This is a genomic window from Arthrobacter sp. MOO21 (assembly GCF_057369995.2).
Window position 1 is genome coordinate 146,536 of sequence record NZ_CM170671.2, and the last position, 22,618, is coordinate 169,153.

Here is a 22,618-nt window from a genome sequence, read left to right on the forward strand (position 1 = left end):
GGTCTGATGGGTCGATATTGCTTCCGTTGTGCCGCGGAAATGTGCAGCCGCACAGTCCACGCCACCCAAACTACCATTCAGGTTCAGGGCGGACTTCCGGGCTTGCCGGACGGCGCGGCCTACAACGATGAAAAAACAGCCCGGCCCGGGCCTAGGATTGTTGTCCGTGACCACTCCCGCCAATCCGGGCGACCTCCTCAGCCGCCGCCGGAAGCTTCTGTACATCCTCCTCCTCGGCGCCCTGACCGCCCTTGGCCCCTTCACCATCGACCTTTACCTGCCGGCTTTCCCCGCCTTGGAGGCGAGCCTGGGGGTGACTGAGGCGCAGGTCCAGCTCACCCTGGCCGGCACCACCGTGGGGTTTGCCTTCGGCCAGCTGGTGGTGGGCCCGTTCAGCGACAAGTTCGGCCGCAGGACGCCACTGATCCTCGCCACGGCGCTGCATATCGCGGCCTCCCTGGGTGCGGCGCTCTCCACGGACATCACCACGCTGGGGGTCTTCCGGGTGCTCATGGGCGTCGGCGCTGCAGGCGGCGGCGTGGTGGCCATGGCCATGGTGCGCGACCTGTTCTCCGGATATGCGATGGTGCGGATGTTCTCGCGGATGTCCCTGGTAAACGGCCTGGCGCCCATCCTGGCGCCGGTGATCGGATCGCAGCTGCTCCTGGTGATGCCGTGGCCCGGGATCTTCGTGTTCCTGGCCACCTACGGCAGCCTGGTGATCGTGGCGGCCCTGCTGCTGGTGCGTGAAACGCTTCCGCCGGAAAAACGGGGGCACAACGGCATGACGGCGGGGCAGCGCTACAAGGTCCTCTTCAGTGACCGGATCTTCGTGGGGCTGCTGATGGTTGCCGGGTTCAACTTCGGCGGCCTCTTCACCTACCTCTCGGCCTCCCCGTTCCTGTTCCAGGACGTCTTCGGGTTTTCCGCCCAGCAGTACGGGCTGCTGTTCGGGATCAATTCCCTGGGCATCGTGGCAGGCGTGCAGACCAGTTCCCGCCTGATCAGGATTGTCCCGCCGCAATGGATCCTTGCGTTCGCCACGGCCTGGCTGTTCCTGATGGCCGTGCTGATCGTGGTGTTCGACCGCCTGGGCCTGGGGCTCTGGGGCGTGATGGTGCCCCTGTGGTTCTACATCATGGGCACCGGCTTCATGTTCCCCTGCGTCCAGGTGCTGGCCCTGGCAAGCCATGCGTCGCAGGCGGGAACGGCTGCGTCCCTGCTGGGCGCCGCAACTTTCCTGATGGCGGGCCTGATCTCCCCCGTGGTGGGCTGGCTTGGGATCACCAGCGCCCTGCCGATGGGAGCGGTGCAGGCTGCCTGCATCCTGCTCGCGATCGCCGCACTGTGGTTGGTGGTCCGTCCCCGCACCGTCCCTTCCATCCACTAGCCAGTGCCTGCCATGAACCGCAAACCGCACCGCAATGGACGGGGACTGTTCCTCGGGGCCGTGCTCGGCGCCGTCGTCGGCTATTTTGCCGGCCGTGCCCTCGGCAACCCGGCCATCGGCTTGGTGCTGGGCCTGCTGGCAGGTGCGGCGCTGCTGTACCGGGCCAATCCGGGGCCGTGGAAAAGGCGCTGATTGTTTGGCCCCGCCGGGGCCCTTTTACCTGCCGTCCGGCTTCATCGCGCGATAAAATATGTCCGTGCCCAACTGGCAGGATAGACCGCCACTTCCGGCCACATGGCAACGGTGCGACGCCCGGATCCTGCCACTGTGGTGGGACCGGCTGTGCGCGCAGGCAGGGCAGCAGTCCGCCGCGCTGTACGCGGCAGGGCTGTTCACGGAGGACCGCCGCCGGCCCATCGCCCAATGGTTCAATCCCGCCTACGACGCCGCCCTGCTGGTGGCCCCGGAGACCTCGCCGGAATGGCCGGTGCAGCGCTTCGGCATTTTCTACGCACCGCCTGGATCCGGCTTCGTCCGGATCCATTCGGCGGCGCATGAGTGGAACCCGCGCGAGCCGCGCAAGTCCCCCACCGAGCAGGAGGCCTTCCTGGCGGCAGTGGCCGAGGCCGAACGGTTCCTGCAGGTGGAGATGGATTTCGTCTAGAAGCCAGAAAAACCCCGTTCCTCCAGACTGGAGGAACGGGGTTTTTTCGTTGCGCTCCTCCTGCTGGACTTGAACCAGCAACCCTTCGATTAACAGTCGAATGCTCTGCCAATTGAGCTAAGGAGGAATGAAGCAGGTATGACATTAGCAAACGATTCAGGCCAAGGGAAATCGGCGGATTTCCGGGGCGGAGCGGGGACCGCCGGCCCGCGAAACGCGCTGCGGAGGCAAGAAAAAATCCCCGTTCCGGAGGCCGGAACGGGGATTGGAAGCTCCTCCTGCTGGACTTGAACCAGCAACCCTTCGATTAACAGTCGAATGCTCTGCCAATTGAGCTAAGGAGGAATGAAGCGGGTATTAGCCTAGCAAACACCTGGGGCGGAAACGAAATCGGGGCCAGCCCCGCACTCCTCCCGCCTGCCTAGGCGTCTGCCCGCAGCGCCCGGCGTTCCATTTCCAGCATCATCAGTTCACGGTTGAGCCGCTGGTAGGTGTCCGGGTCGGCCGCCGCGTCCAGGCGCTGCAGCTGGCCCATCTTATCCGCCTTGACCCGGGTGATCTGGAGTTCAAACAGGCGGGACAGGATGTCGCGGCAGTACTTCTGCACCGCTTCCTCGGTGTGGGCCGGCAGCGGCACCACGGCAAGCTCGGACACCAGGGGCCGCAGGGGCTCGGAGACCTCGTGCATCACGTGTTCCACCCAGCGGACGGGGTCGACAGCCAGCCCGGCGCCGGTGGCCCGCATGGCGTCGTGCACGGCCTGGAAGGCGGGGGTGGCGAAGCGGGCGGCAGCGAAGCGGTCCCAGACCGCGCCGGCCAGCAGCGAGGGCTGCTGCAGCGCCACTTCCAGCGACTGCCGTTCCATGGACGCTACCGGGTCCCGCGGGTCCGGGCGGTGGAAGGACGGCACAGCACCCGACGGCGGCCCTTCAGCTACGCCGGGACCGCCCCCGGGTGCCCGCCCGTCGTTGCCTTGGTGCCCCCTGCCCTCGAATCCGGGGCTCCGTTGCTGCTGGCCGTGGTTGGGCGTGCCCGGCCCGGCGGTACGGCCCGTGTCTCCGCGCTTCGCTGCGTTCTTCACCTCGGCGGTGACAAGGCGGAGTACCTCGTTGGGGTCCGGCATGCCCAGCCAACCCGTCAGCGCCTGGCAGTAGCCCGTCCGGGTCGAGGCATCACGGATGGCCGCAACCACCGGCACGGACGCCTTCAGGCCCTGTACGCGGCCTTCGACGGTGTCCAGGTTGAACTGCTTCAGGGTGGTGCGGATCGCGAATTCGAACAGCGGCCGGCGGGACTGGATCAGGGCATACACGGCCTCGTCGCCCCTGCTGAGCCGGAGGTCGCAGGGATCGGCCCCGGTGGGTTCCACCGCCACATAGGTCTGCGCGGTGAAGCGCTGGTCCTCTTCGAAGGCACGCAGGGCGGCCTTCTGCCCGGCTGCGTCGCCGTCGAAGGTGAACACCACCTCTCCCCCGGTGCCGTCATCGGACAACAGCCGCCGGGCGATCTTGATGTGCTCGGTGCCGAACGCCGTGCCGCAGGTGGCCACCGCCGTCGTGATTCCTGCGAGGTGGCAGGCCATGACGTCCGTGTACCCTTCCACCACCACCAGCTGGCGGTCCTTGGCGATGCTCTTCTTGGCCAGGTCGATGCCGTAGAGGACCTGCGACTTCTTGTAGAGGGTGGTTTCCGGGGTGTTGAGGTATTTCGGGCCCTGGTCGTCTTCATAGAGCTTGCGCGCGCCGAAGCCGATGGTGTCGCCGGCGATGTCCTTGATGGGCCAGATGAGGCGCCCGCGGAAGCGGTCGTAGATGCCCCGGTTGCCCTCGCTGAACATTCCCGTGAGCTTGAGCTCGGCGTCGGTGAAGCCGCGGCCCCGGAGGTGCTTCAGCAGGGCGTCCCATCCCTGGGGAGCGTAGCCGCAGCCGAAGTGCTCGGCAGCTGCCCTGTCGAAGCCGCGGCCGAACAGGAAGTTCCGGGCTTCGGCGGCACCGGGCGTGAGCAGCTGCGCGCGGAAGAATTCGTCGGCGATCTTGTGGGCGTCCAGCAGCCGCTGGCGGCGGCCCACTTCCTCGCGGTTGGGGCCGGTCCCCCCGTCTTCATAGCGGAGCTCGTAGCCGATGCGGGCAGCGAGCTTTTCCACTGCTTCCTGGAAGGAGCTGTGGTCCTGCTTCTGGACGAAGGCAATGACGTCTCCGTCCTCGCCGCAGCCGAAGCAGTGGTACCTGCCCACCTGCGGGCGGACGGTGAAGGACGGCGAGCGCTCGTCGTGGAAGGGGCACAGGCCCTTGAAGGTTCCCAGCCCGGCACCCTTGAGCGTGACGTACCCGTCAACCACTTCCTTGATGTCCGTGCGCTGGCGTACTTCGTCGATATCTTCACGTTTGATCAGCCCAGCCACAGAGCAATCCTAGTCCCGCGGCATAGCAGCGACAGGCACCCTATGGCGTTCCTCACCACAGCGACGGCAGGCTCCCCACCAGCCGCTCGTACATGGCCAGGGCGGACCCGTCGGTCAATGACGCCACCTGGTCGATGACCACGCGCAGGCGGGCGGCATCGTCGTCGGCGGAACGCCAGTCCGCCGCGAACATCGGTTCCAGGTGCCGGTCGCCCGTGGCGCTCAGGGCGGTGACCAGGGCGTGCAGCACCTCGCGCTGGCGCTCGTAGATGGGCTGCCGGTGCTCGGTGGTCATCACGAAGGTGGTGGCCAGGCCCTTCATCACGGCGATCTCCATGACCGTCTCGTCCGGCACCATCAGCTGGGCGTTATACCGGGTCAGGTTCTCCGGACCGTAGACGGCCCGGGTGGTTTCGAGGGCGCTCTGGCAGAACCGGCCGATCAACTGGCTGGTCATGTTCTTCAGGGCGGCCATGGACTTGCGGCTGCCGTCCGCTTCACGGACCCAGACGTCGGTGGCCTCGAGCCGGGCGAGGGCGGCATCGATCGCGGCGGGGTCATTGTGCGGCAGGTACCACTGCTTGGCGTAGCCCACCACGCGGGCGCGGTGGTCCGGGTTGTCCATCCAACGCAGCTGGAAATGGCCGGCCACGATCGCGTCCTCCACGTCGTGCACCGAGTAGGAGATGTCATCCGCCAGGTCCATCACCTGGGCTTCCAGGCAGGACCGGCGTTCCGGGGCCCCTTCGCGGATCCAGTTGAAGATCGGCAGATCGTCCTCGTAGGCACCGAACTTGCTGGTCCGCTGGCCGTGGATCACCGGCGCTTCCAGGGCGGACCAGGGATATTTCGACGCCGCGTCAAGGCTTGCGCGGGTGAGGTTCAGCCCGGCGGGCTGGCCGCCGGCCGTGAGCACCTTGGGTTCGAGCCGCGTGAGCAGGCGCAGGGTCTGGGCGTTGCCTTCGAAACCGCCGATGGCGTGCGCCACCTCGTTCAAGGCCGATTCGCCGTTGTGCCCGAAGGGCGGATGCCCCAGGTCGTGGCTCAGGCATGCCGTATCCACCACATCCGGATCGCAGCCCAGGGCGCGGCCCAGTTCACGGCCCACCTGGGCCACCTCCAGGCTGTGGGTGAGCCGGGTCCGGACGAAGTCGTCCGTGTCCGGTGCCACCACTTGGGTCTTGGCGCCGAGCCTGCGCAGTGCGGACGAGTGGAGCACGCGGGCGCGGTCGCGCTCGAAGTCGGAGCGGTAGACGCTCTTGGGCGGCTCCTCCACCCAGCGGGCGGAGTCGTGGGCGTCGTACCCCGGGAGCACGGCCGCCGCCGTACGGGCCTCAGCCACCGGAGACGTCCAGTTCGGCAGCGGCGATGTCACGGGACTGTTCGTCGTTCAGGGCCCGGGAGTCCAGCCAGTCCTTGGGCAGCGCGGGCCTCTTGGGCGAACCCGCACGGCCCCGGGGGCCTTCGGCGTCCACTCCCGGGTAGGGCGAGTCCAGGTCCAGTTCCGCGAGGGTATCGCGCAGCACCTCGAGGCTGGTGACCAGCGCCAGCCGGGTGCGCAGCTCCCCTCCCACCACGTAGCCCTTGAAGTACCAGGCAATGTGCTTGCGGATTTCCCGCAGCGCCTTGCCCTCGTCGCCGAAGGTCTCCACCATCAGTTCGGCGTGGCGGTACACGCCCTCGGCCACCTGGCGCAGGTTGGGCCGGTGCCGGACGTCACTGCCCTCGAACGCAGCCTGCAGGTCGCCGAACAGCCAGGGCCGGCCCTGGCAGCCGCGGCCCACCACCACGCCGTCGACGCCGGTCTCCCGGACCATCCGGACGGCGTCCTCGGCAGACCAGATGTCGCCGTTGCCCAGCACCGGGATGTCCGGCAGCGCCTCGCGGAGGCGTGCGATCGCGGACCAGTCGGCCTGGCCGGAGTAGAACTGGGCGGCGGTGCGGCCGTGGAGGGCGACGGCGGCGACGCCGGAATCGCGGGCGATGCGGCCGGCGTCGAGGTAGGTCAGGTGGTCGTCGTCGATCCCCTTGCGCATCTTGATGGTCAGGGGGACGTTGCCCTTGGAGGCTTCCTTAACGGCGGTCTGCACGATGGCGGTGAAGAGGTCGATCTTCCACGGCAGCGCGGACCCGCCCCCGCGTCGGGTGACCTTGGGCACGGGGCAGCCGAAATTGAGGTCGATGTGGTCGGCCCGGTCCTCCTCCACCAGCATCCGCACGGCGGCGCCCACGGTACCGGGGTCCACACCGTACAGCTGCACGGACCGGACCTTTTCGTCGTCGTCGTGGGAAATGATCCGCAGGGACTCGGGGGTCCGTTCCACCAGCGCGCGCGAGGTGACCATCTCCGCCACGTACATGCCGCCGCCGTATTCACGGCAGAGCCTGCGGAAGGCGGAATTGGTGATGCCGGCCATGGGCGCCAGGATCACCGGCGTGTCCACAGTGATGGGACCCAGCTTCAGGGGCGGGAGTTCCAGCTTGGGGGCGGGAGGAGTTGCTGCAACAGTCACCTGTCCATTGTTGCAAAGCCGGGCAAATCGGTAATTTCCGTCGGAGGCCAAAGACCCGGTGCAGGTTTGCGCCCGGCGCCGGCGTGGCGCGGGAACCGATCCCCCGGCCGCGTCAGCCGCGGTCAGCCCGCCGGCCCCGCCGGGTAACCGGGTCAGCAGGAGGCTCGACGGCGGCGCGCCGGCTGCGTTCCTCAAGCGCGGCTGCGGCGAGCGCCCCGGTGTCCGCGATGTCGTCGGAATGGACGTGCCCGTCGTCGTGCCCCGAGCCGGTTGCCACGCTCGCCGATGCGGTGCTCGCCGGTGCGGCGCTCCCGGTTGCCGCGCTCCCCGCTGGCGCTGCCCCCGTGGCCTCGATCCTCGTGGCTTTGACCACCAGCACGGCGATCAGCGTGGTGACGGGGATGGCGAGCACCAGCCCGATGGACCCCACGAGTGTCCGGATGACCTCTTCGGAGAGTTCGGCGCTGGTGAGGGTGTCCATCAGCGGCCGGTCGTACAGCATGACGATGATCAGGATGGGAAGCGCGGCCCCGGCGTAGGCGAAGGCGATGGTGTAGACGGTGGAGGCGATGTGGTCCCGGCCGATCCGCATGGCGGACGTGAACAGCTTCCGGGCGCTGCTGCCGGGTGCCAGTTCGTAGAGCTCCCACACGGCTGAGGCCTGCGTGATGGTGACGTCGTTCAGTACGCCCAGCCCGGAGATGATCAGCCCGCACAGGATCACCCCCGATATGGAGATGTTGGCCGAGGTGTTGACCAGCGTGGCGGCGTCGTGGCTGCCCACCCCGGCGAGGTTGGCGGCGTCGGTGGCCCACGCGGCGAGCAGCGCCGTGATGCCCAGGCCAAAGATGGTGCCCAGCAGCGCGGTGGAGGTACGGGCGGAGAAACCGTGGGCGAAATACAGCACGCCGATCATGATCACGATGGAGCCCACCAGGGCCAGCAGCAGGGGCGGCTTCCCCTCGACGAGTCCGGGAAGCATGAAGCTGGCCAGCACGAAGTAGGCGCCCACCAGGCCGACCAGGGCACGCAGGCCCCGCCACCGGGCGACGGCGATGACCACCACGGCGTAGAGCACGGCGAGCAGGACGATCGGCAGGGTACGGACGAAGTCCACGAAGATATAGGCGGGCGAGCCCTGTGAACCGGATGCGCCCTGGGCGTTCGAGAGGTTCAGGTAGCGGATCTGGTCCCCGGGCCTGACGCCGTGGGAGGAGGCAACGTCCGGGTTGATGACCACCTTGACCGGGCTCCCGCCTTTGTCCGGCTCGGTAAAGGCAAAGGTGCATTCCGAGCCCTGCTGGTGCGGCTGCTGCTGGCCTGAGCCCTGTTGACCTGAACCCTGCTGGCCGGAACTTTGTTGGCTGGAACCCTGCTGGCTGCCCTGCATGCAGCTTTCGGTCACTACGTTCTGGATGGTTCCCGTGTCGAACGTCACCCCCGCGGCCGCGGAGTAGGGGTTCGCGAGGGAAATCCCTTCCTTGCTGCCGGACGGCCACAGCGCGGCCATCCCCGCGAGGGTGAGCAGCGCCAGCGGTATGAGGACGGCCGCCAGGATGCGGTTCGCTTTCCTGCGGGCGGCCATCGCTTGGGGGCTCGGCTCCGAATGTTCCATGGAGGCGTGGGAGTGACCGGCGCCCATCAGCAGTTGAACCTCATGTATTGAACTCTACGTGGGGCGCCATAGGGTTTGATAAATGGACCATCGGGACGGGGAGGTGCCAGGCATGGGCAACCATGGAACAGGCATGCGTGGCACACAAGGCAGCGGAACACAGCGCGGCGGAACACAGGACAGCAGCGGAGTTGCCGCCCGGCAGGCAGCGGCAGTTCCCGCCCACCGGCCGGTGCTCAGCGTGCTCCAGGCATCGGGGCCCACCCGCGGGGTTGTGCTGGTGCTGCACGGCGGCAAGGCACACAGCCGCGAGCCGGTGGAAGCCCGCCACCTGAGCCCGGCCAGGATGGTTCCTTTTGCCAGGCGGATTCACCGGGCCGGCCGGAAGCACGGCCTGGCGGTCTGGTCGCTCCGCAACAGCGTGCGTGGCTGGAATGGGCCGGACATGTCCGCCCTGCAGGATGCGCGCTGGGCGCTGCGGCAGATCGAGGAGCAGCACCCGGGCGTGCCGGTGTTCCTGGTGGGCCACTCCATGGGCGGCCTGACCGCCGTCTGCGCCGCCGACCATCCCCAGGTAGACGCCGTGGTGGCCCTGGCTCCGTGGCTGGGCCCCGAGACCCCGGCCGCCCGCGTGGCAGGCAAGAAGGTCCTGGTGGTCCACGGCACCACTGACCATATGACCAGCCCGGCACAGTCCCTCGCCTTCGCGCGGCGCGCCTCAGCGGACGCGGCAAGCATGCAGTACGTGGCGCTCAAGGGCGTCGGTCATTTCATGCTCCGCAGGATCCGGGTGTGGGAGACGCTCACCACCGGGTTTGTCATCAAGTCCTTCGCCGAGAGTACCGGGGCGGGTGTCCGGCCGCCCCGGGCCTTCCCGCAGCTGCTGCCGGAATCGTCGGTCCACGTCACCCTGTAACCCCTATGGCCTGGCGTCCCCCGTCGAACGACCGGTTCTACCGGTCAATGGTCCGGGCTGCGGAGTTCCTGGGCTGGGCTTTCCGGGTGCGGGTGCACAGCTGGGGCACCGAACACCTTCCCCCGCCCGGAGCCCGGCAGGGCGCCTCCCGCGTGCCGATCCCCGGCTCGGGTGCCGTCTTTGCCATCACGCATTTCGGCTACGTGGACTTCGCCGTGGCGGAGCTGCTCCTGTGGAAGCACTCCGGGGCGCAGCTGCGGTTCCTGGTCCACCAGGGCGCGGCGGACCACTGGCTCGCGGGCCCGGCCATCAGCGCCAGCGGCCACATCGTGGTGGGCTATACGGACCATTCCGGCGCCTATGATGCCGCGGTGGCGAAGCTGCGGGCCGGGGAATACCTGGCGGTGTTTCCCGAGGCCGGGGTGAGCCGGAGCTTCACGGTCCGCGAATGCCGGACCGGGGCAGTCCGGATGGCGGCGGAAGCAGGCGTCCCGCTCATCCCGGTATCCATTTGGGGCGGGCACCGGGTGCTGACGCGCGGCCACGGATTTTCGCTCCGGCGCGGCTGGCGGGCGCCAATATGCGTCCATGTGGGCGCACCCACGCTCTTCCAGCCCGACGTCGACGTGGAGGCGGCCACCGGCACACTGCGCAGGAGCCTCCAGGCAGGGATCAACAGCTGCATCGCCGGCTTCCCGCTGCATCCTGAACCGGGCGACTGGTGGATGCCGGCGCATCTCGGCGGGGGCGCACCCACGGAAGCCGAGCGGCAACTCCTGGACGCGGCGGACGCAGCCCGCATCCGCCGTCGCCATCCCCGCGAAAAGCAGCCCCCGCCCCAGGCCACATAGCTCCGGGACGGGGGCTGCTGAGGCGGTGGGCCTAGTCCGAGACCACCAGGGTTTCCGCGGCAGCAAGGCGCGCTTTACCGCTCTCCAGCAGCGGCTCGACAGCTGCACGCAGGGCCGCCATGGAGTCGTCGAGTTCCAGCATCACAGGGTGCTGGTACGCGATGAGCGCCAGGATGTCGCGGACAGCCTCGGCTGCGTCGTCGGCCGGCAGCGACGGCTCGTGCCCCACGAAGACGTCAGTGGGAGCTTCCCGCCCCGAAGGCTCCGTCCCCTGGTTGTCCATATGGGGCGCGGCGTCCGGGTCCGCGGGCGCCGCATAGCTGACGGCGAACGCGCGGATCCGCCCCTTCTTGCCCGGCGCAACGCCCGCGCCGAACGCCGACTCCGGCTGGGCCCGCAGCACGATGGCACCGTGGGCTCCCGTGAGCTCATCGAGGAACAGCTTCTGCACCTGCCCCACGGACAGCACCCCAGGCGAATCCCAGGCGTGGACTGACGTGTAGTACCGTCCCACCACGTCGGTCAGCTCGACGGAGCCGGTGGCGAGGTCCATGACGACGTCGGACCCGGCGTTTTCACCGCCGACGGGCCGGCCGCCGTAGTCCTTGTCCGGGAACACGGGAAGCTTCAGGGCGCCGGGTTCCACGACCACCAGGCGGGAGCGCTGGATGGGTTTGAGCCCAAAGGCTTCAGCGAAGGCGGCGCCGGCGGTGCCAGGCTCCACCTTGGCCCGCAGCCTGCTGACGCCCGACGGCGCGTCGGCGGCTTCGCGGCGCAGCATGGTCAGCAGCGTGGCGCCGATGCCGGTGCGGCGGTGGTCGCGCGCCACTTCGACGTAGGCCCACAGGCGTTCCGGGTGCAGGGAGGCTTCATACACGACGCCGGCGGCGACGGGAATGCCGACGCCGTCCACGACGTCCTCGGCCACGATGCAGCGGCGCCACGGGGTCCCGTTCGTCCCGTTGGAGGACGGCGCCAGGGCGCCGCGGAACTGCCGGGCCTGTGCGGTGTCCGGGTCGCCCCAGATTTCCAGGAGCGCAAGGTCGTCGCCGTCCCGCCATTCGCGGTAGTCGATAGCCATGCTCAGGCGCCGATCAGCCGCGCGGCCAGGTAGCCTTCCACCTTGTCCAGGGAGACGCGTTCCTGGCTCATGGTGTCCCGCTCGCGGATGGTCACAGCCTGGTCCTCGAGGGTGTCGAAGTCCACGGTGATGCAGAACGGCGTGCCGATTTCGTCCTGGCGGCGGTAGCGGCGGCCGATGGCGCCGGCGTCGTCGAAGTCGATGTTCCAGTTCTTCCGCAGCTGCGCGCCGAGGTCCTTGGCCTTCGGGGAAAGGTCCTCGTTGCGGCTCAGCGGCAGCACGGCGGCCTTGACCGGGGCCAGGCGCGGGTCCAGCTTCAGCACGGTGCGGACGTCCACGCCGCCCTTGGCGTTGGGGGCCTCGTCCTCGGTGTACGCGTCAACCAGGAACGCCATGAAGGAGCGGGTCAGGCCGGCCGCGGGCTCGATCACGTACGGGATGTAGCGCTCGTTGGTGGCCTGGTTGAAGTAGCTCAGGTCCGTGCCGGAGGCCTTGGCGTGCGTGGAGAGGTCGAAGTCGGTGCGGTTGGCGATGCCTTCCAGCTCGCCCCACTCCGAGCCCTGGAATCCAAACCGGTACTCAATGTCCGTGGTGCCCTTGGAGTAGTGGCTGAGCTTTTCCTTGGGGTGCTCAAAGAAGCGCAGGTTCTCCTCGCGGATGCCCAGGCCGGTGTACCAGGCCATGCGCTCGTTCATCCAGTACTTGTGCCACTCTTCATCCGTGCCGGGCTCGACGAAGAACTCCATCTCCATCTGCTCGAACTCACGGGTGCGGAAGATGAAGTTGCCGGGCGTGATCTCGTTGCGGAAGGACTTGCCGATCTGGCCGATGCCGAACGGAGGCTTCTTCCGGGACGTGGTGAGCACGTTGTTGAAGTTCACGAAAATGCCCTGGGCGGTTTCGGGGCGCAGGTAGTGCAGGCCTTCCTCGCTGGCCACCGGGCCCAGGTAGGTCTTGAGCAGGCCGGAGAACTCCTGCGGCTCGGTCCACTGGCCACGGGTGCCGCAGTTGGCGCAGGCAATGTCCTTCAGGCCGTTCTCCGCGGGGCGGCCCTTCTTTTCCTCGTACTCTTCCTCGAGGTGGTCCGCACGGTAGCGCTTGTGGCAGGAGAGGCACTCCACCAGGGGGTCGGAGAAGACCTCGACGTGGCCGGAGGCTTCCCATACCTGGCGCGGCAGGATCACGGAGGAGTCCAGGCCCACCACGTCCTCGCGGCCGCGGACCATGGACTGCCACCACTGGCGCTTGATGTTTTCCTTCAGCTCGGCACCGAGGGGCCCGTAGTCCCAGGCAGAACGCGAACCGCCGTAGATCTCACCGGCCTGGAACACGAAGCCCCTCCGCTTGGAGAGGGAAATGACCTGGTCGAGGACGGATTTTGCTGCCATGGGGGTAACTCCAATTTCTACAGGGCCGCTGGGTGCGGTCCGCGGTTGTCAGGCCCCGGCTGCTGCCTGCCTGTGGCACAGGGGCAACGGGCGGGGCGGATCGGGGAAGATGCGTCAAAAGCTGCGTGTCCTAGCCTACCGGCCGGCGCCTCCGCAGCGCTCCCCTGGGCCAGGGCAGGGTGGCCAGGACGATGGCGCCCAGCGTCAGCAGCGTGCCGAGCACGGTGGCGGGGGCCACAACGGTGCCGGGCGCGGGCAGCGCCAGGTCCAGGGCGAGCGAGCCCAGCAGCTGCCCGGCGATCATGCCCAGCCCCGTGACCAGAACACCGAGGCTGCGGACCAGCAGCGCCCCCAGGCCGATGAAGACGCAGCCCATGGGGCCGCCGAGGTAGTACCACCACTCGGCAGGCAGCGGGTTTCCGGGGCCGGCCACCGCCGTCTTCACCGCGAGCGCTGTCCAGAGCACGATGCAGCCGGCCACGAAGTTGACCAGCGTGGCAGCGATCGGAGTGCCGTAGTGCACGGTGGCTGTGCCGTTCATGGCCTGCTGGAAGCTCATGAGGAAGCCTGCCGCCACCGGCAGCAGGAGGGGAAGCAGCAGCCCGGCGGCCCCTTCCCCCGGGCCTCCACTGCTGAACCGGGGCGAGACCGCCCAGGCGACGGCGGCAATGGTCAACAGGCAGCCGATGATGCGGATGCCCGTCACGGACTTCTTCCCGGCCTGCCCGATCCCCAGCCGGTCCACCAGGAGGCCGCTCACGGTCTGACCGGTGACCGTGGCGACGGTGAACAGGGCCACGCCGAGGATGCCCACGGTGAAGGACTGGGCAAAGACGAACAGTGCTCCGATGGCACCGGCCACCACGTAGATGCGGGGAAAGGCGCGGCTGCGCACGGCCGGGAGGATGCTGGCCAGGCCGGCCCGGCCGCGCGGCAGCACCAGGGAAATGATGATCATGACCAGCAGTCCTGTGCTGAAACTCACGGCAGCGGCGGCGATCCCGTCACCGAGCCGGGCACCAAGGGCCCCGTTAATGCGGCCCTGGACGGGGATAGCAAGGCCGGAACCCACAGCCAGGGGAAGACCTGCCAGGACCGGCAGGCGGGAAGGGGAAGTCATTGGATCCACTGTAGTTCAGGCATTATTGCTCTATGAGCAACCCCATTGACGACGTCCCCATCCGCGACAGCATGATCCGCCTGGGGCAGCTGCTGAAGCTGGCCAACCTCGTGGAGGACGGCGTGGAGGCGGCGGAGCTGATCAAGAACGGGCTGGTCAAGGTCAATGGCGGGATCGAGGACCGCCGCGGCCGCCAGCTGCACAACGGCGACACCGTCACCGTGAACGGCCAGAGCGTCCGCGTCGTCGCGCCGGAGGCCGGCTGACGTTCCCCCGGAAGCCGGCCGCCCGCCGTCGTACTTCCTACTTCTTGAGCACCTCGTGGGTGAGGAACTCCCCCACGTGCCCGATCTCCTGCTGGTTGATGCCGTGCCACATGCCGGTGTAGAGCACCTTGGTGAGCTTGACGTGCTTGCGGACCCAGCCCATGGTGTATTCGATCTTGTCCGGGGTGATGACGGGGTCCTGCTGGTCCCGGCCCCAGAACATCGGGACGGTGCCGTCCAGTTCATCGTCCCTGAATGTGGGGTCGCCCTCCGCGTCCACCACAAAGCCTGAGAGCCCGACGACGGCAGCGAAGTCCGTGGGCCGCTGGCGCAGGAGCGTGGTTGCCATGGCCATGCCCATGGAGAACCCGAGCAGGGTGACCGACGGGTGGCCGGCCCTGATGGTGTCAATCCAGTCGAGGACGTACGCGGATGCCTTCTTGACCTGCTCCAGCGAGTAGTCGATGGACGCCGTGAGCGGGAACCAGGTGAAGCCCGGCCCCATGGCGATGGGTGCGCGGACGGACGCAACGGCGAAGTCCCCCGGCAGCAGGTCCGCCAGGCTCAGGAGGTCCTGTTCGTTGGCGCCGTAGCCGTGCAGGAGCACCAGCAGCGGCTTCCCGTCACGCTGGTCTTCCGGGTGGGACCACAGGACAACGGGGGCAGGAAATACTTGGGCTTCAGTCATGGTTTCCATTCTTACAGTTACCGGAAAGTAGCAACCTACGTTGGCGTAGCCAGCGAACCGGAAGGCAGGATAGGACCGTGACTGACGCAAGCACCCCTCCCGCCGGTTCCCACCCCTGGACCCGGTACGTGGCAATGGGCGATTCCTTTACCGAGGGCATCGGCGACCCCGAGCCCTCAAGCCCCGGCGGCTTCCGCGGCTGGGCCGACCGCGTGGCGGAGGAGCTGGGCCGGACCCAGCCGGACTTCGCGTACGCGAACCTTGCGGTGCGTGGCAGGCTGCTGCAGCAGATCGTGGACCAGCAGCTGGCCCCGGCCCTGGAACTGAAACCGGACCTGGTAACGCTGTCCGCCGGCGGCAACGACCTGATCCGGCCCGGCGGCGATCCCGACGCCCTGGCCGAGAAACTCGACTCAGTGGTGCAGATCCTCTCCATGGGCGGCGCCACCGTGGTCCTCTTCAACGGCCCCGACACGGGTTCCTCCGTGCTCGGCAGGATCCGCAGCAAGGTGGCCATCTACAACGAAAACCTGCGGACCGTGGCCGCCCGGCACGACGCCGTCATCGCCGACATGTGGTCCCTCCGGCAACTGGGCGACCCGCAGATGTGGGACCAGGACCGGCTGCACTTCTCCCCGCTGGGCCACCACACCATAGCTGCCATGGTGCTGGATGCACTGAACATCGACCACTCCCTCGAGCCGCTCCAGCCCAAGCCCCTGCCGCCACGCACGTGGCGCGAGGCACGGAGCGGGGACCTGGTGTGGGCGCGCGAATACTTCGTCCCGTGGGTGCTGCGCCGCCTGCGCCACCAGTCCTCCGGTGACGGCATCACCGCAAAACGTCCGACGCCGGGTCCCGTCTTCGGCCCGGGTGTTCCGTTGGGTTCGGGTGAGGGTCCCGTGGGAACCTCTGAGCCCAGCCGCCGGTAGGGCCCTGCGGGGTTAGGCTGGAGGGACAACACACGAGAGGCGCGGCACCGTGAGCAGCTTGTTTTTCTGGATCATCATCCTGTCCTTCGTCGTCCCCATGGCCATGCGCATGTACCGGCGCTCCATGGCCCGGCGGGACCGGGACCAGGGCTTCCCCGGCCAGTTTCCCGGGCCGGGCGGATTCCAGGGGCCAGGCCAATTCCCGGGCTCGAACCAGTACCCCGGGCCGGAGCAGTATCCGGGCTATGGCCACTTCCCGGGTTCGGCGGGACCGCAGAGCAAGCAGCCCCGCGACGGCTACACCCAGCAGGACTACTTCTCCGGCGGCTTCCGCCAGCCCGGCCCGTCCCGGCCGATCGATGCCCCGCAACCGCCGCCGTACCAGTACGGGCAGCCGCCGATGCCGGACCCGCAGTACGGCGTTCCCCAGGAGCCGCCGTTCCAGCAGCAGGCACCGGGCCAGCCGTCCGGACCGGCCACTCCCCCGCCGCCTGCCGCGCCGCAGGGTTTCCGGGCCCGGAAGCTCGCGGAACTTGACCAGCAGTACAGCAACGGTGAGCTGTCGATGGAGGAGTACATGAAGCGCCGCGGCGACATCATGAACGGCTAGCCACGCCGTGGACAAACGGCCAGGGGACCGGTTTCCGGTCCCCTGGCTGTTTAATCCACCTGTTCAATCAACCGGTTTCAATCAACCGGTGGCGAAGCTAGTCCACCTGCGGGAAGCCCAGGTCGATCACCGACGTGGACGGGTCGGGCCAGCGCGTGGTCACCACCTTGCCGCGGGTGTAGAACCGGATGCTGTCCGGGCCGTACATGTGGGTGTCGCCGAACAGCGAGTTCTTCCAGCCTCCGAACGAGAAGGTGCCCACCGGGACGGGGATGGGGACGTTGACGCCCACCATGCCGGCTTCGACGTCGAACTCGAACTGCCGCGCCGCCCCGCCGTCCCGGGTGAAGATGGCCGTGCCGTTGCCGAATTCGTTGTCGTTGACCAGCCGGACGGCGTCGCTGTAGGTGTCCACGCGGACCACGGACAGGACCGGGCCGAAGATCTCGTCGTCGTACACCTTCATGCCGGGCTTGACGTGGTCCACCAGGCTCACGCCAATGAAGAAGCCGTTCGAATCGAACTGCTGCGAGCGCCCGTCAACGACAACGGTGGCCCCTTCGTCCTCCGCCCCCGCGATGTAGGAGGCAACGCGTTCCCGGTGCTCCGCGGTGATCAGCGGGCCCATCTGGGAGGCGGGGTCGGTTCCCGGGCCGATCGTAAGTCCGGCCATGCGGCTGGTGATCGCACTCACCAGGTCGTCCGCGATGTTGCCTACGGCCACCAGGACGCTGACGGCCATGCAGCGTTCGCCCGCCGAGCCGTAGGCGGCGGAAACCGCAGCGTCGGCTGCCATGTCCAGGTCGGCGTCGGGAAGCACCACCATGTGGTTCTTCGCGCCGCCGAGGGCCTGCACGCGCTTGCCGTGGTCCGCTGCCCGCCGGTAGATCGACTGGGCGATGGGCGTGGAGCCGACGAAGCTCACCGCCTTGACATCGGGATGCTCCAGCAGCACGTCGACGGCTTCCTTGTCACCCTGGACCACGTTCAGCACGCCGGCGGGCAGTCCCGCTTCGGCGAAAGCCTCGGCGATGAAGACGGCGGCTGACGGGTCCTTCTCGCTGGGCTTCAGCAGGACGGTGTTGCCGCAGGCCAGCGCGCTGCCGATCATCCACAGCGGCACCATGGCCGGGAAGTTGAACGGGGTGATGCAGGCCACGACGCCCACCGGCTGGCGGACGGAGTGGACGTCGATGCCGCTGGAGACCTGCTCGGAACGCTCGCCCTTGAGCATGTGGGACAGGCCGGTGGCGAAGTCGATGTTCTCCAGGCCGCGGGAGATTTCGCCTTCCGCGTCGGAGAGGACCTTGCCGTGCTCGCTGGTGAGGATGGCGGCGAGTTCGGATTTGCGCTGGGTCAGGATTTCGCGGACGCGGAAGAAGATGTTGGTGCGCTTGGCCAGGCTGGTGGCCCGCCAGGCAGGGAGCGCCGCACGGGCGGCAGCGATGGCTTCCTCCGTCCGGGCGGCGGAGGCGAGGGCCACCTGCTTCTCCTGTTCGCCCGTGGCGGGGTTGTAGACGGGACCGAAGCGCTCGGCGTCGCTGACGCGTGCGCCATTGATGTAGTGGGGAATGGTTTCCAAGGGAGTCTCTTTTCCTGTGGTGCTTGAGGTCTAGTTGGCGGCGGGGGTCTGCCGCGCGGGTTCGAGCGAGCCGTCCACGAGCTTGATGATCATCGAGCAGTCCTTGCCGGCCTCACCGGCGTCGATGAGTTGCTGGAACAGTTGCTGGACGTGCTTGCCGATCTCAAGGGGCGTGCCGGTGTCCTCGGCGGCGCTGATGGCCAGACCGATGTCCTTGTTGGCCAACTCAGTGGTGAAGGTGGGCGTGAAACCATTGTTTGAGGCCGCCGTGGGAACCACGCCGGGCACCGGGTACCAGGTCCGCAGCGCCCAGGAGTCACCCGAGGAGACCGAGGCGATATCCCAGAAGACCTGCTTATCGAGGCCCAGCCGGTCGGCGAGCACGGCACCCTCGGCGGTGGAGGCAAGGTTGATGAAGAGCATCAGGTTGTTGCAGATCTTCGCCGCCTGCCCGGTGGTGGCGCCTCCGGTGGGGATGATGTTGCCGGCCATCGGTCCGATGTAGCCGCTGGCATCCGCGACGGCCCCCTCTTCACCGCCCACCATGAAGGTCAGCGTCCCGGCCTCAGCCCCGCTCATGCCGCCCGAGACCGGGGCGTCCACGAAGCGGAAGCCGGCGGCAGCAGCGGCGTCGTGCAGCGCCTGGGCCGAGGCAATATCGATGGTGGACGAGTCGATCAACAGCGTGCGGGTGTCCGCGTGGGCCAGTACGCCGTCCCCGCCGAGGTAGACCGCCCTGGCATGTTCGCCCTTTGGCAGCATGGTGAATACCGCGTCCGCACCCTGGACAACCTCGGCAATGCTGCCTGCCGGCTTGACGCCGCCCGCCTCAGCGGCCGCCAGTGCCGCCGGGTTCAGGTCGAACCCCCGGACGTCGTGCCCGGCCTTCGCCAGGTTCACGGACATGTGGCCGCCCATGTTTCCCAGGCCAATCCAACCGATGACTGCCATGCGTAAGCTCCTTTGCTTTCCATTCCGGCGTTTGCTGCCGGCAGTTCTGTGTCAACGATCACACCCTGCTAGAGTGCAATCAAGGGGAAAAATCACAGACGCCATGTGCACTAATGCACATCGAGGGAAGGGTCCCGCGTGGACACGAGACGGCTGCCAAGCCCCGACGACCTGCTGATCCTGCTCACGGTTGCCCGCCTGGGCCGGTTCAACGCCGTGGCGGAAACGCTCGGTACCACGCACACCACCATTTCGCGCCGGATCCTGGCACTGGACAGGCAGCTGGGCGGCCGGACCCTGGAACGGAGCCCGCATGGCTGGGAGCTGACCCAGCTGGGCGCTGCAGCAGTGGAGGCGGCGGAAGCGATCGAAAACACGCTGGGCTCGCTGTCCGGCATGATCAGCCAGGACCAGAGCGCTCTCGCCGGCCTGGTCCGGGTGGCCACCACGGACGGCGTTGGGGCGGTGTTCGTCACCCCTTCCCTGGTGCGGCTGCAGCAGCAGAACCCCCAGCTGAACATCGAGATGCTTAGCGCCACGCGCAAAGTCAGCCAGAACCGGTCCGGCGTTGACCTGGAGATCGTGGTGGGCAGGGCCGACGTCGCTACCGCGCAGACCATCTTCCTCAGCAACTACTACCTGCGCCTGTACGCCGGCGCCGGGTATGCGGCGCGGCACGGGCTGCCGGAAACGTTGGACGACGTCGGGCAGCACGGCTTTGTCTCGTACGTCGAGTCCGCGCTCCAGGTGGAGGAGCTGGGGCACCGCTGGTCCTCCCAGCTGCCCATGCCCCGGACCAGCTTCCAGGCCACAAGCGTGTTCGCGCAGGTGGAGGCGGTGCGGCAGGGCGCCGGCATCGGGCTGTTGCCAAACTTCATGGTCGCCGGCCAGTCGGACTTCGTTCCGGTGCTGGCCGGCGACTTTGAACGGCAGCTGCCTATCTGGGCCGTGGCGCGTCCGGAATCGTTGCGCTCGGCCGCGGTGCAGGCAGTGATCGCCGCCCTGAAAGAGGAAGTGAAGGACCGCGCCGCGCTGCTGGCGGGTTAGGCCTCAGGCCTGGAAGAGCCGCCGGACCACCTGCCCGGAAGCCAGCGCGTCCAGGCCCTCGTTGATCTCGGCGAGCGGCCGGGTATCGGTGTGCAGCAGCTCCACCGGCAGCCGGCCCTCCCGCCAGTAGCCAAGGTACTTCGGGATGTCGCGCGCCGGCACGGCGTCGCCCATGTAGGAGCCCAGGAGCCGCTTACCGGCACCGGCGAACTGCAGTGCCGGGACCGTCAGCTGGGCAGACGGATGGGGCAGGCCCACCGAGACCACCGCCCCGCCACGGGTCACCTGTTCCAGGCAGGAGGCGATCACCCCGGCGGAACCCACCGCTTCGACCGCAACGTCCACCCCGTCACCGGAAGCCTCCGCGATGAGGCCGGCAGCCTCCTCCGGTGTTCCAACTGCGGTGGCACCGGCGTCGCGGGCCAGCTGGTGCTTGCCGGGGTTCGGATCGACCGCGATCACGCTGGCGGCGCCGGCAATACGGGCCGCCATGACGGCGGAAAGGCCCACCGCGCCCAGGCCGAAGACGGCCACCGAGTGTCCGGGACCGACGTCGGCGGTGTTCAGCACGGCACCCATCCCGGTGAGCACGGCGCATCCGAACATCGCCGCGACAGTGTCCGGGACGTCGTCGTCGATCACCACCACCGACTCCCGCGCCACCACCGCGTAGTCGGCGAAGGCCGAAACGCCGAGGTGGTGGTTGATGCGCTCCCCCGCAGGCGTCCGCAACAGTGCTTTCCCGTGCAGCAGGTCACCGGAACCGTTGACCTCCGCCGCACGGTGGCAGAGCGCGGGCCTGCCGGACCGGCATGCCCGGCAGTCACCGCAGCTGGGGACGAAAACCAGCACCACATGGTCGCCCACGGACACATCCACCACGCCCTCGCCTACCGACACCACGCGTCCCACCGCCTCGTGGCCCAGGGCCATGGGAAGCGGGCGGACCCGGGAACCATCCACCACGGACAGGTCCGAATGGCACAGGCTGGAGTAGGTGATGGCAACGCCCAGCTCGCCGGCGCGGGGCTTGGGCGACTCCAGTTCCTCCACCACCAGCGGGCGGGCAGCCGCGTAGCCGGGCTGCCCCGTTCCTGCTCCCGGGGCGGGGGCAGGAACGGTGGAATACAGGACGGCGGCCTTCATGCGGGTCCCGCCTACTTCTTGTTGGCGGCGAGCAGGTCCGCGGTGCCCTGGGCGTCCGCCGCGTCCACGTCGCGGAGCGAGATGCCGCGGGTTTCCTTCAGGAAGAAGACGGCGACGGCGGTGACGGCACAGGCGAGGAGCAGGTAGATCGCCACGGGCAGGGAGGACTTGTAGGTGCCCAGGAGCGAGGCGGCGATGATCGGAGCCAGGGAACCGGCCACGATCGAGGTCACCTGGTAGCCCAGGGAGACCCCGGAGTAGCGCATGCGGGTGGGGAACATTTCCGCCATGATGGCCGGCTGGCCTGCGTACATGAAGGCGTGGAACACCAGCCCGATCATGATGGCGGCGAGGATGACGAAGTCGTTCTTGGTGTCCATCATGGGGAAGGCGAAGAAGCCCCAGGTGGCGGCCATGATGGCGCCGGCCAGGTAGACGGGCCTGCGGCCCAGGCGGTCAGAGAGCCTTCCGACTACCGGCACGACGGCGAAATGCAGGGCGTGCGCCAGGAGCAGCAGGAGGAGGATGCGCGTGGTGTCGGCCTGGACCACCGTCTTCAGGTACGTGATGGAGAACGTCACTACAAGGTAGTAGAGGATGTTCTCGGCGAAGCGCAGGCCCATGGCGGTGAAGACGCCCCTCGGGTAGCGCCGGAAGACTTCGGCCACGCCGTAGCCCTTGTGGCCGGCGTCGACTTCCTTGCGGGCCTCCAGGAAGATGGGGGCGTCGTTGACCTTGGTGCGGATGTAGTAGCCGATCAGGACGATAACCGCCGACAGCCAGAACGCCACGCGCCAGCCCCACCCGAGGAAGGCGTCCTGGGTCAGGGTGGAGGACAGGATGAACAGCACGGCGGTGGCGAGCAGGTTGCCCAGCGGAACGGCGGACTGCGGCCAGCTGGCCCAGAAACCGCGGGACTTGCTGGGGCTGTGCTCTGCGACGAGGAGGACGGCGCCGCCCCATTCACCACCAACGGCGAAGCCCTGGGCGAACCGGAGGATCACCAGCAACGCGGGCGCCCAGTAGCCGATCTGCTGGAACGTGGGCAGGCAGCCCATCAGGAACGTGGAAACGCCCACCAGGATGATGCTCAGCTGCAGCAGCTGCTTCCGGCCGAACTTGTCGCCGAAATGGCCAAAGACGATGCCGCCGATGGGGCGGGCCACGAAGCCCACGGCGTAGGTGAGGAAGGCGGCGATAATGCCGTCCAGTTCCGTGCCGGCATTGGGGAAGAAGGCCTTCCCGAAGACCAGCGTGGCGGCCGAGGCGTAGAGGAAGAACTCGTACCATTCCACGACCGTTCCGGCCATGGACGCCGTAACCACTTTCTTCAGGCCTGAGGCCTTGACATCGGTTTCCTCTGTGCGCCTTGCGGCGGAGCTTTCCGTACTCATGCGAACTCCTTCGGCGTCGTCGTCGACGCCACTGGGACCAGTCGATGGCAGCCGGGTGTGATG

General features: G+C 68.1%; 21 protein-coding genes and 2 tRNA genes. 9 read left to right on the forward strand and 14 right to left on the reverse strand.

The genetic code is table 11. From position 1 onward, the window contains the following. Positions 1-166 precede the first annotated feature (166 nt). From AC2JAJ_RS00715 to AC2JAJ_RS00725, 3 genes are all read left to right on the forward strand, one after another. Complete coding sequence (locus tag AC2JAJ_RS00715; protein ID WP_486414631.1) at positions 167-1,390, forward strand: multidrug effflux MFS transporter; 1,224 nt, start codon at positions 167-169, stop codon at positions 1,388-1,390. 12 nt (positions 1,391-1,402) lie between these two features. After that, on the forward strand, positions 1,403-1,582 hold the full coding sequence (locus tag AC2JAJ_RS00720; RefSeq protein ID WP_501053293.1) for a hypothetical protein: 180 nt from the start codon (positions 1,403-1,405) through the stop codon (positions 1,580-1,582). A 64-nt stretch (positions 1,583-1,646) separates the two neighbouring features. Further along, the gene (locus tag AC2JAJ_RS00725) at positions 1,647-2,054 is read left to right on the forward strand and encodes a hypothetical protein (RefSeq protein ID WP_221383858.1); all 408 of its coding nucleotides are present in this window, start codon (positions 1,647-1,649) and stop codon (positions 2,052-2,054) included. Between the two features lie 54 nt (positions 2,055-2,108). Here AC2JAJ_RS00725 and AC2JAJ_RS00730 read toward each other — a convergent pair. The 6 genes from AC2JAJ_RS00730 to AC2JAJ_RS00755 all read right to left on the reverse strand — a co-directional run bounded on the left by AC2JAJ_RS00730 (position 2,109) and on the right by AC2JAJ_RS00755 (position 8,610). Beyond that, positions 2,109-2,181 (reverse strand) — tRNA-Asn (locus tag AC2JAJ_RS00730). Between the two features lie 145 nt (positions 2,182-2,326). Next, positions 2,327-2,399: transfer RNA gene (locus tag AC2JAJ_RS00735), tRNA-Asn, on the reverse strand. 76 nt (positions 2,400-2,475) lie between these two features. Continuing rightward, complete coding sequence (gene dnaG / locus AC2JAJ_RS00740; protein WP_486414630.1) at positions 2,476-4,455, reverse strand: DNA primase; 1,980 nt, start codon at positions 4,453-4,455, stop codon at positions 2,476-2,478. A 52-nt stretch (positions 4,456-4,507) separates the two neighbouring features. Beyond that, complete coding sequence (locus tag AC2JAJ_RS00745; protein WP_221383860.1) at positions 4,508-5,797, reverse strand: deoxyguanosinetriphosphate triphosphohydrolase; 1,290 nt, start codon at positions 5,795-5,797, stop codon at positions 4,508-4,510. Next, positions 5,790-6,968: a tRNA dihydrouridine synthase DusB gene (dusB, locus tag AC2JAJ_RS00750; protein ID WP_473692993.1), complete on the reverse strand. Its 1,179-nt coding sequence runs from the start codon at positions 6,966-6,968 to the stop codon at positions 5,790-5,792. Before dusB ends, AC2JAJ_RS00745 begins: the two co-directional genes overlap by 8 nt. Before the next feature lie 112 nt (positions 6,969-7,080). Beyond that, complete coding sequence (locus tag AC2JAJ_RS00755) at positions 7,081-8,610, reverse strand: YibE/F family protein (RefSeq protein WP_486414629.1); 1,530 nt, start codon at positions 8,608-8,610, stop codon at positions 7,081-7,083. A 106-nt stretch (positions 8,611-8,716) separates the two neighbouring features. On the opposite strand from AC2JAJ_RS00755, the gene AC2JAJ_RS00760 reads away from it, so the two are divergent. Both AC2JAJ_RS00760 and AC2JAJ_RS00765 read left to right on the forward strand, forming a co-directional pair. Next, the gene (locus tag AC2JAJ_RS00760) at positions 8,717-9,499 is read left to right on the forward strand and encodes an alpha/beta hydrolase (RefSeq protein ID WP_486414628.1); all 783 of its coding nucleotides are present in this window, start codon (positions 8,717-8,719) and stop codon (positions 9,497-9,499) included. A 5-nt stretch (positions 9,500-9,504) separates the two neighbouring features. Continuing rightward, a complete protein-coding gene (locus AC2JAJ_RS00765) occupies positions 9,505-10,350 on the forward strand; it encodes a lysophospholipid acyltransferase family protein (RefSeq protein ID WP_486414627.1) in 846 nt (281 codons plus the stop codon). A gap of 31 nt (positions 10,351-10,381) precedes the next feature. Here AC2JAJ_RS00765 and AC2JAJ_RS00770 read toward each other — a convergent pair whose 3' ends face one another. From AC2JAJ_RS00770 to AC2JAJ_RS00780, 3 genes are all read right to left on the reverse strand, one after another. Then, positions 10,382-11,431 (reverse strand): GNAT family N-acetyltransferase, encoded by a 1,050-nt coding sequence (locus tag AC2JAJ_RS00770; RefSeq protein WP_501053294.1) that lies wholly within the window; start codon positions 11,429-11,431, stop codon positions 10,382-10,384. A gap of 2 nt (positions 11,432-11,433) precedes the next feature. Next, complete coding sequence (locus AC2JAJ_RS00775) at positions 11,434-12,819, reverse strand: glycine--tRNA ligase (RefSeq protein ID WP_221383865.1); 1,386 nt, start codon at positions 12,817-12,819, stop codon at positions 11,434-11,436. Between the two features lie 130 nt (positions 12,820-12,949). After that, entirely contained in the window at positions 12,950-13,939 is a 990-nt protein-coding gene (locus AC2JAJ_RS00780) for a DMT family transporter (protein WP_501053295.1), read from the reverse strand. Positions 13,940-13,971: 32 nt separating this feature from the next. Here AC2JAJ_RS00780 and AC2JAJ_RS00785 point away from each other — a divergent pair, with 32 nt between their 5' ends. Next, positions 13,972-14,205, forward strand: coding sequence for an RNA-binding S4 domain-containing protein (locus AC2JAJ_RS00785; RefSeq protein ID WP_221383867.1), 234 nt, complete (start codon positions 13,972-13,974; stop codon positions 14,203-14,205). A 37-nt stretch (positions 14,206-14,242) separates the two neighbouring features. Here the strand turns inward: AC2JAJ_RS00785 and AC2JAJ_RS00790 are convergent, their stop codons facing one another. Continuing rightward, positions 14,243-14,893, reverse strand: a complete 651-nt coding sequence (locus tag AC2JAJ_RS00790; RefSeq protein ID WP_473693003.1) for an alpha/beta hydrolase — start codon at positions 14,891-14,893, stop codon at positions 14,243-14,245. A gap of 134 nt (positions 14,894-15,027) precedes the next feature. Here AC2JAJ_RS00790 and AC2JAJ_RS00795 point away from each other — a divergent pair, with 134 nt between their 5' ends. Next, positions 15,028-15,825 (forward strand): SGNH/GDSL hydrolase family protein, encoded by a 798-nt coding sequence (locus AC2JAJ_RS00795; RefSeq protein ID WP_260323120.1) that lies wholly within the window; start codon positions 15,028-15,030, stop codon positions 15,823-15,825. A 49-nt stretch (positions 15,826-15,874) separates the two neighbouring features. After that, a complete protein-coding gene (locus AC2JAJ_RS00800; RefSeq protein ID WP_486414626.1) occupies positions 15,875-16,435 on the forward strand; it encodes a hypothetical protein in 561 nt (186 codons plus the stop codon). 97 nt (positions 16,436-16,532) lie between these two features. On the opposite strand, the gene AC2JAJ_RS00805 is transcribed toward AC2JAJ_RS00800, so the two are convergent. Both AC2JAJ_RS00805 and mmsB read right to left on the reverse strand, forming a co-directional pair. Further along, positions 16,533-18,017, reverse strand: coding sequence for a CoA-acylating methylmalonate-semialdehyde dehydrogenase (locus AC2JAJ_RS00805; protein ID WP_486414625.1), 1,485 nt, complete (start codon positions 18,015-18,017; stop codon positions 16,533-16,535). A 30-nt stretch (positions 18,018-18,047) separates the two neighbouring features. Then, a complete protein-coding gene (mmsB, locus tag AC2JAJ_RS00810) occupies positions 18,048-18,968 on the reverse strand; it encodes a 3-hydroxyisobutyrate dehydrogenase (protein WP_473693009.1) in 921 nt (306 codons plus the stop codon). A gap of 138 nt (positions 18,969-19,106) precedes the next feature. On the opposite strand from mmsB, the gene AC2JAJ_RS00815 reads away from it, so the two are divergent. Further along, the gene (locus AC2JAJ_RS00815) at positions 19,107-20,015 is read left to right on the forward strand and encodes a LysR family transcriptional regulator (RefSeq protein WP_486414624.1); all 909 of its coding nucleotides are present in this window, start codon (positions 19,107-19,109) and stop codon (positions 20,013-20,015) included. Positions 20,016-20,018: 3 nt separating this feature from the next. On the opposite strand, the gene AC2JAJ_RS00820 is transcribed toward AC2JAJ_RS00815, so the two are convergent. Further along, entirely contained in the window at positions 20,019-21,161 is a 1,143-nt protein-coding gene (locus AC2JAJ_RS00820) for a zinc-binding dehydrogenase (protein ID WP_486414623.1), read from the reverse strand. Between the two features lie 11 nt (positions 21,162-21,172). Continuing rightward, a complete protein-coding gene (locus tag AC2JAJ_RS00825) occupies positions 21,173-22,555 on the reverse strand; it encodes an MFS transporter (RefSeq protein ID WP_473693014.1) in 1,383 nt (460 codons plus the stop codon). Positions 22,556-22,618 lie beyond the last annotated feature (63 nt).

Coding starts and splice junctions, on each gene's coding strand:
- AC2JAJ_RS00765 (WP_486414627.1), top strand. CDS start 9,505: ATGGCCTGGCGTCCCCCGTCGAACGACCGGTTCTACCGGTCAATGGTC.
- AC2JAJ_RS00785 (WP_221383867.1), top strand. CDS start 13,972: ATGAGCAACCCCATTGACGACGTCCCCATCCGCGACAGCATGATCCGC.
- AC2JAJ_RS00780 (WP_501053295.1), bottom strand. CDS start 13,939: ATGACTTCCCCTTCCCGCCTGCCGGTCCTGGCAGGTCTTCCCCTGGCT.
- mmsB (WP_473693009.1), bottom strand. CDS start 18,968: ATGGCAGTCATCGGTTGGATTGGCCTGGGAAACATGGGCGGCCACATG.
- AC2JAJ_RS00775 (WP_221383865.1), bottom strand. CDS start 12,819: ATGGCAGCAAAATCCGTCCTCGACCAGGTCATTTCCCTCTCCAAGCGG.
- AC2JAJ_RS00770 (WP_501053294.1), bottom strand. CDS start 11,431: ATGGCTATCGACTACCGCGAATGGCGGGACGGCGACGACCTTGCGCTC.
- AC2JAJ_RS00755 (WP_486414629.1), bottom strand. CDS start 8,610: ATGGGCGCCGGTCACTCCCACGCCTCCATGGAACATTCGGAGCCGAGC.
- AC2JAJ_RS00820 (WP_486414623.1), bottom strand. CDS start 21,161: ATGAAGGCCGCCGTCCTGTATTCCACCGTTCCTGCCCCCGCCCCGGGA.
- AC2JAJ_RS00760 (WP_486414628.1), top strand. CDS start 8,717: ATGCGTGGCACACAAGGCAGCGGAACACAGCGCGGCGGAACACAGGAC.
- AC2JAJ_RS00795 (WP_260323120.1), top strand. CDS start 15,028: ATGGGCGATTCCTTTACCGAGGGCATCGGCGACCCCGAGCCCTCAAGC.
- AC2JAJ_RS00790 (WP_473693003.1), bottom strand. CDS start 14,893: ATGACTGAAGCCCAAGTATTTCCTGCCCCCGTTGTCCTGTGGTCCCAC.
- AC2JAJ_RS00825 (WP_473693014.1), bottom strand. CDS start 22,555: ATGAGTACGGAAAGCTCCGCCGCAAGGCGCACAGAGGAAACCGATGTC.
- AC2JAJ_RS00720 (WP_501053293.1), top strand. CDS start 1,403: ATGAACCGCAAACCGCACCGCAATGGACGGGGACTGTTCCTCGGGGCC.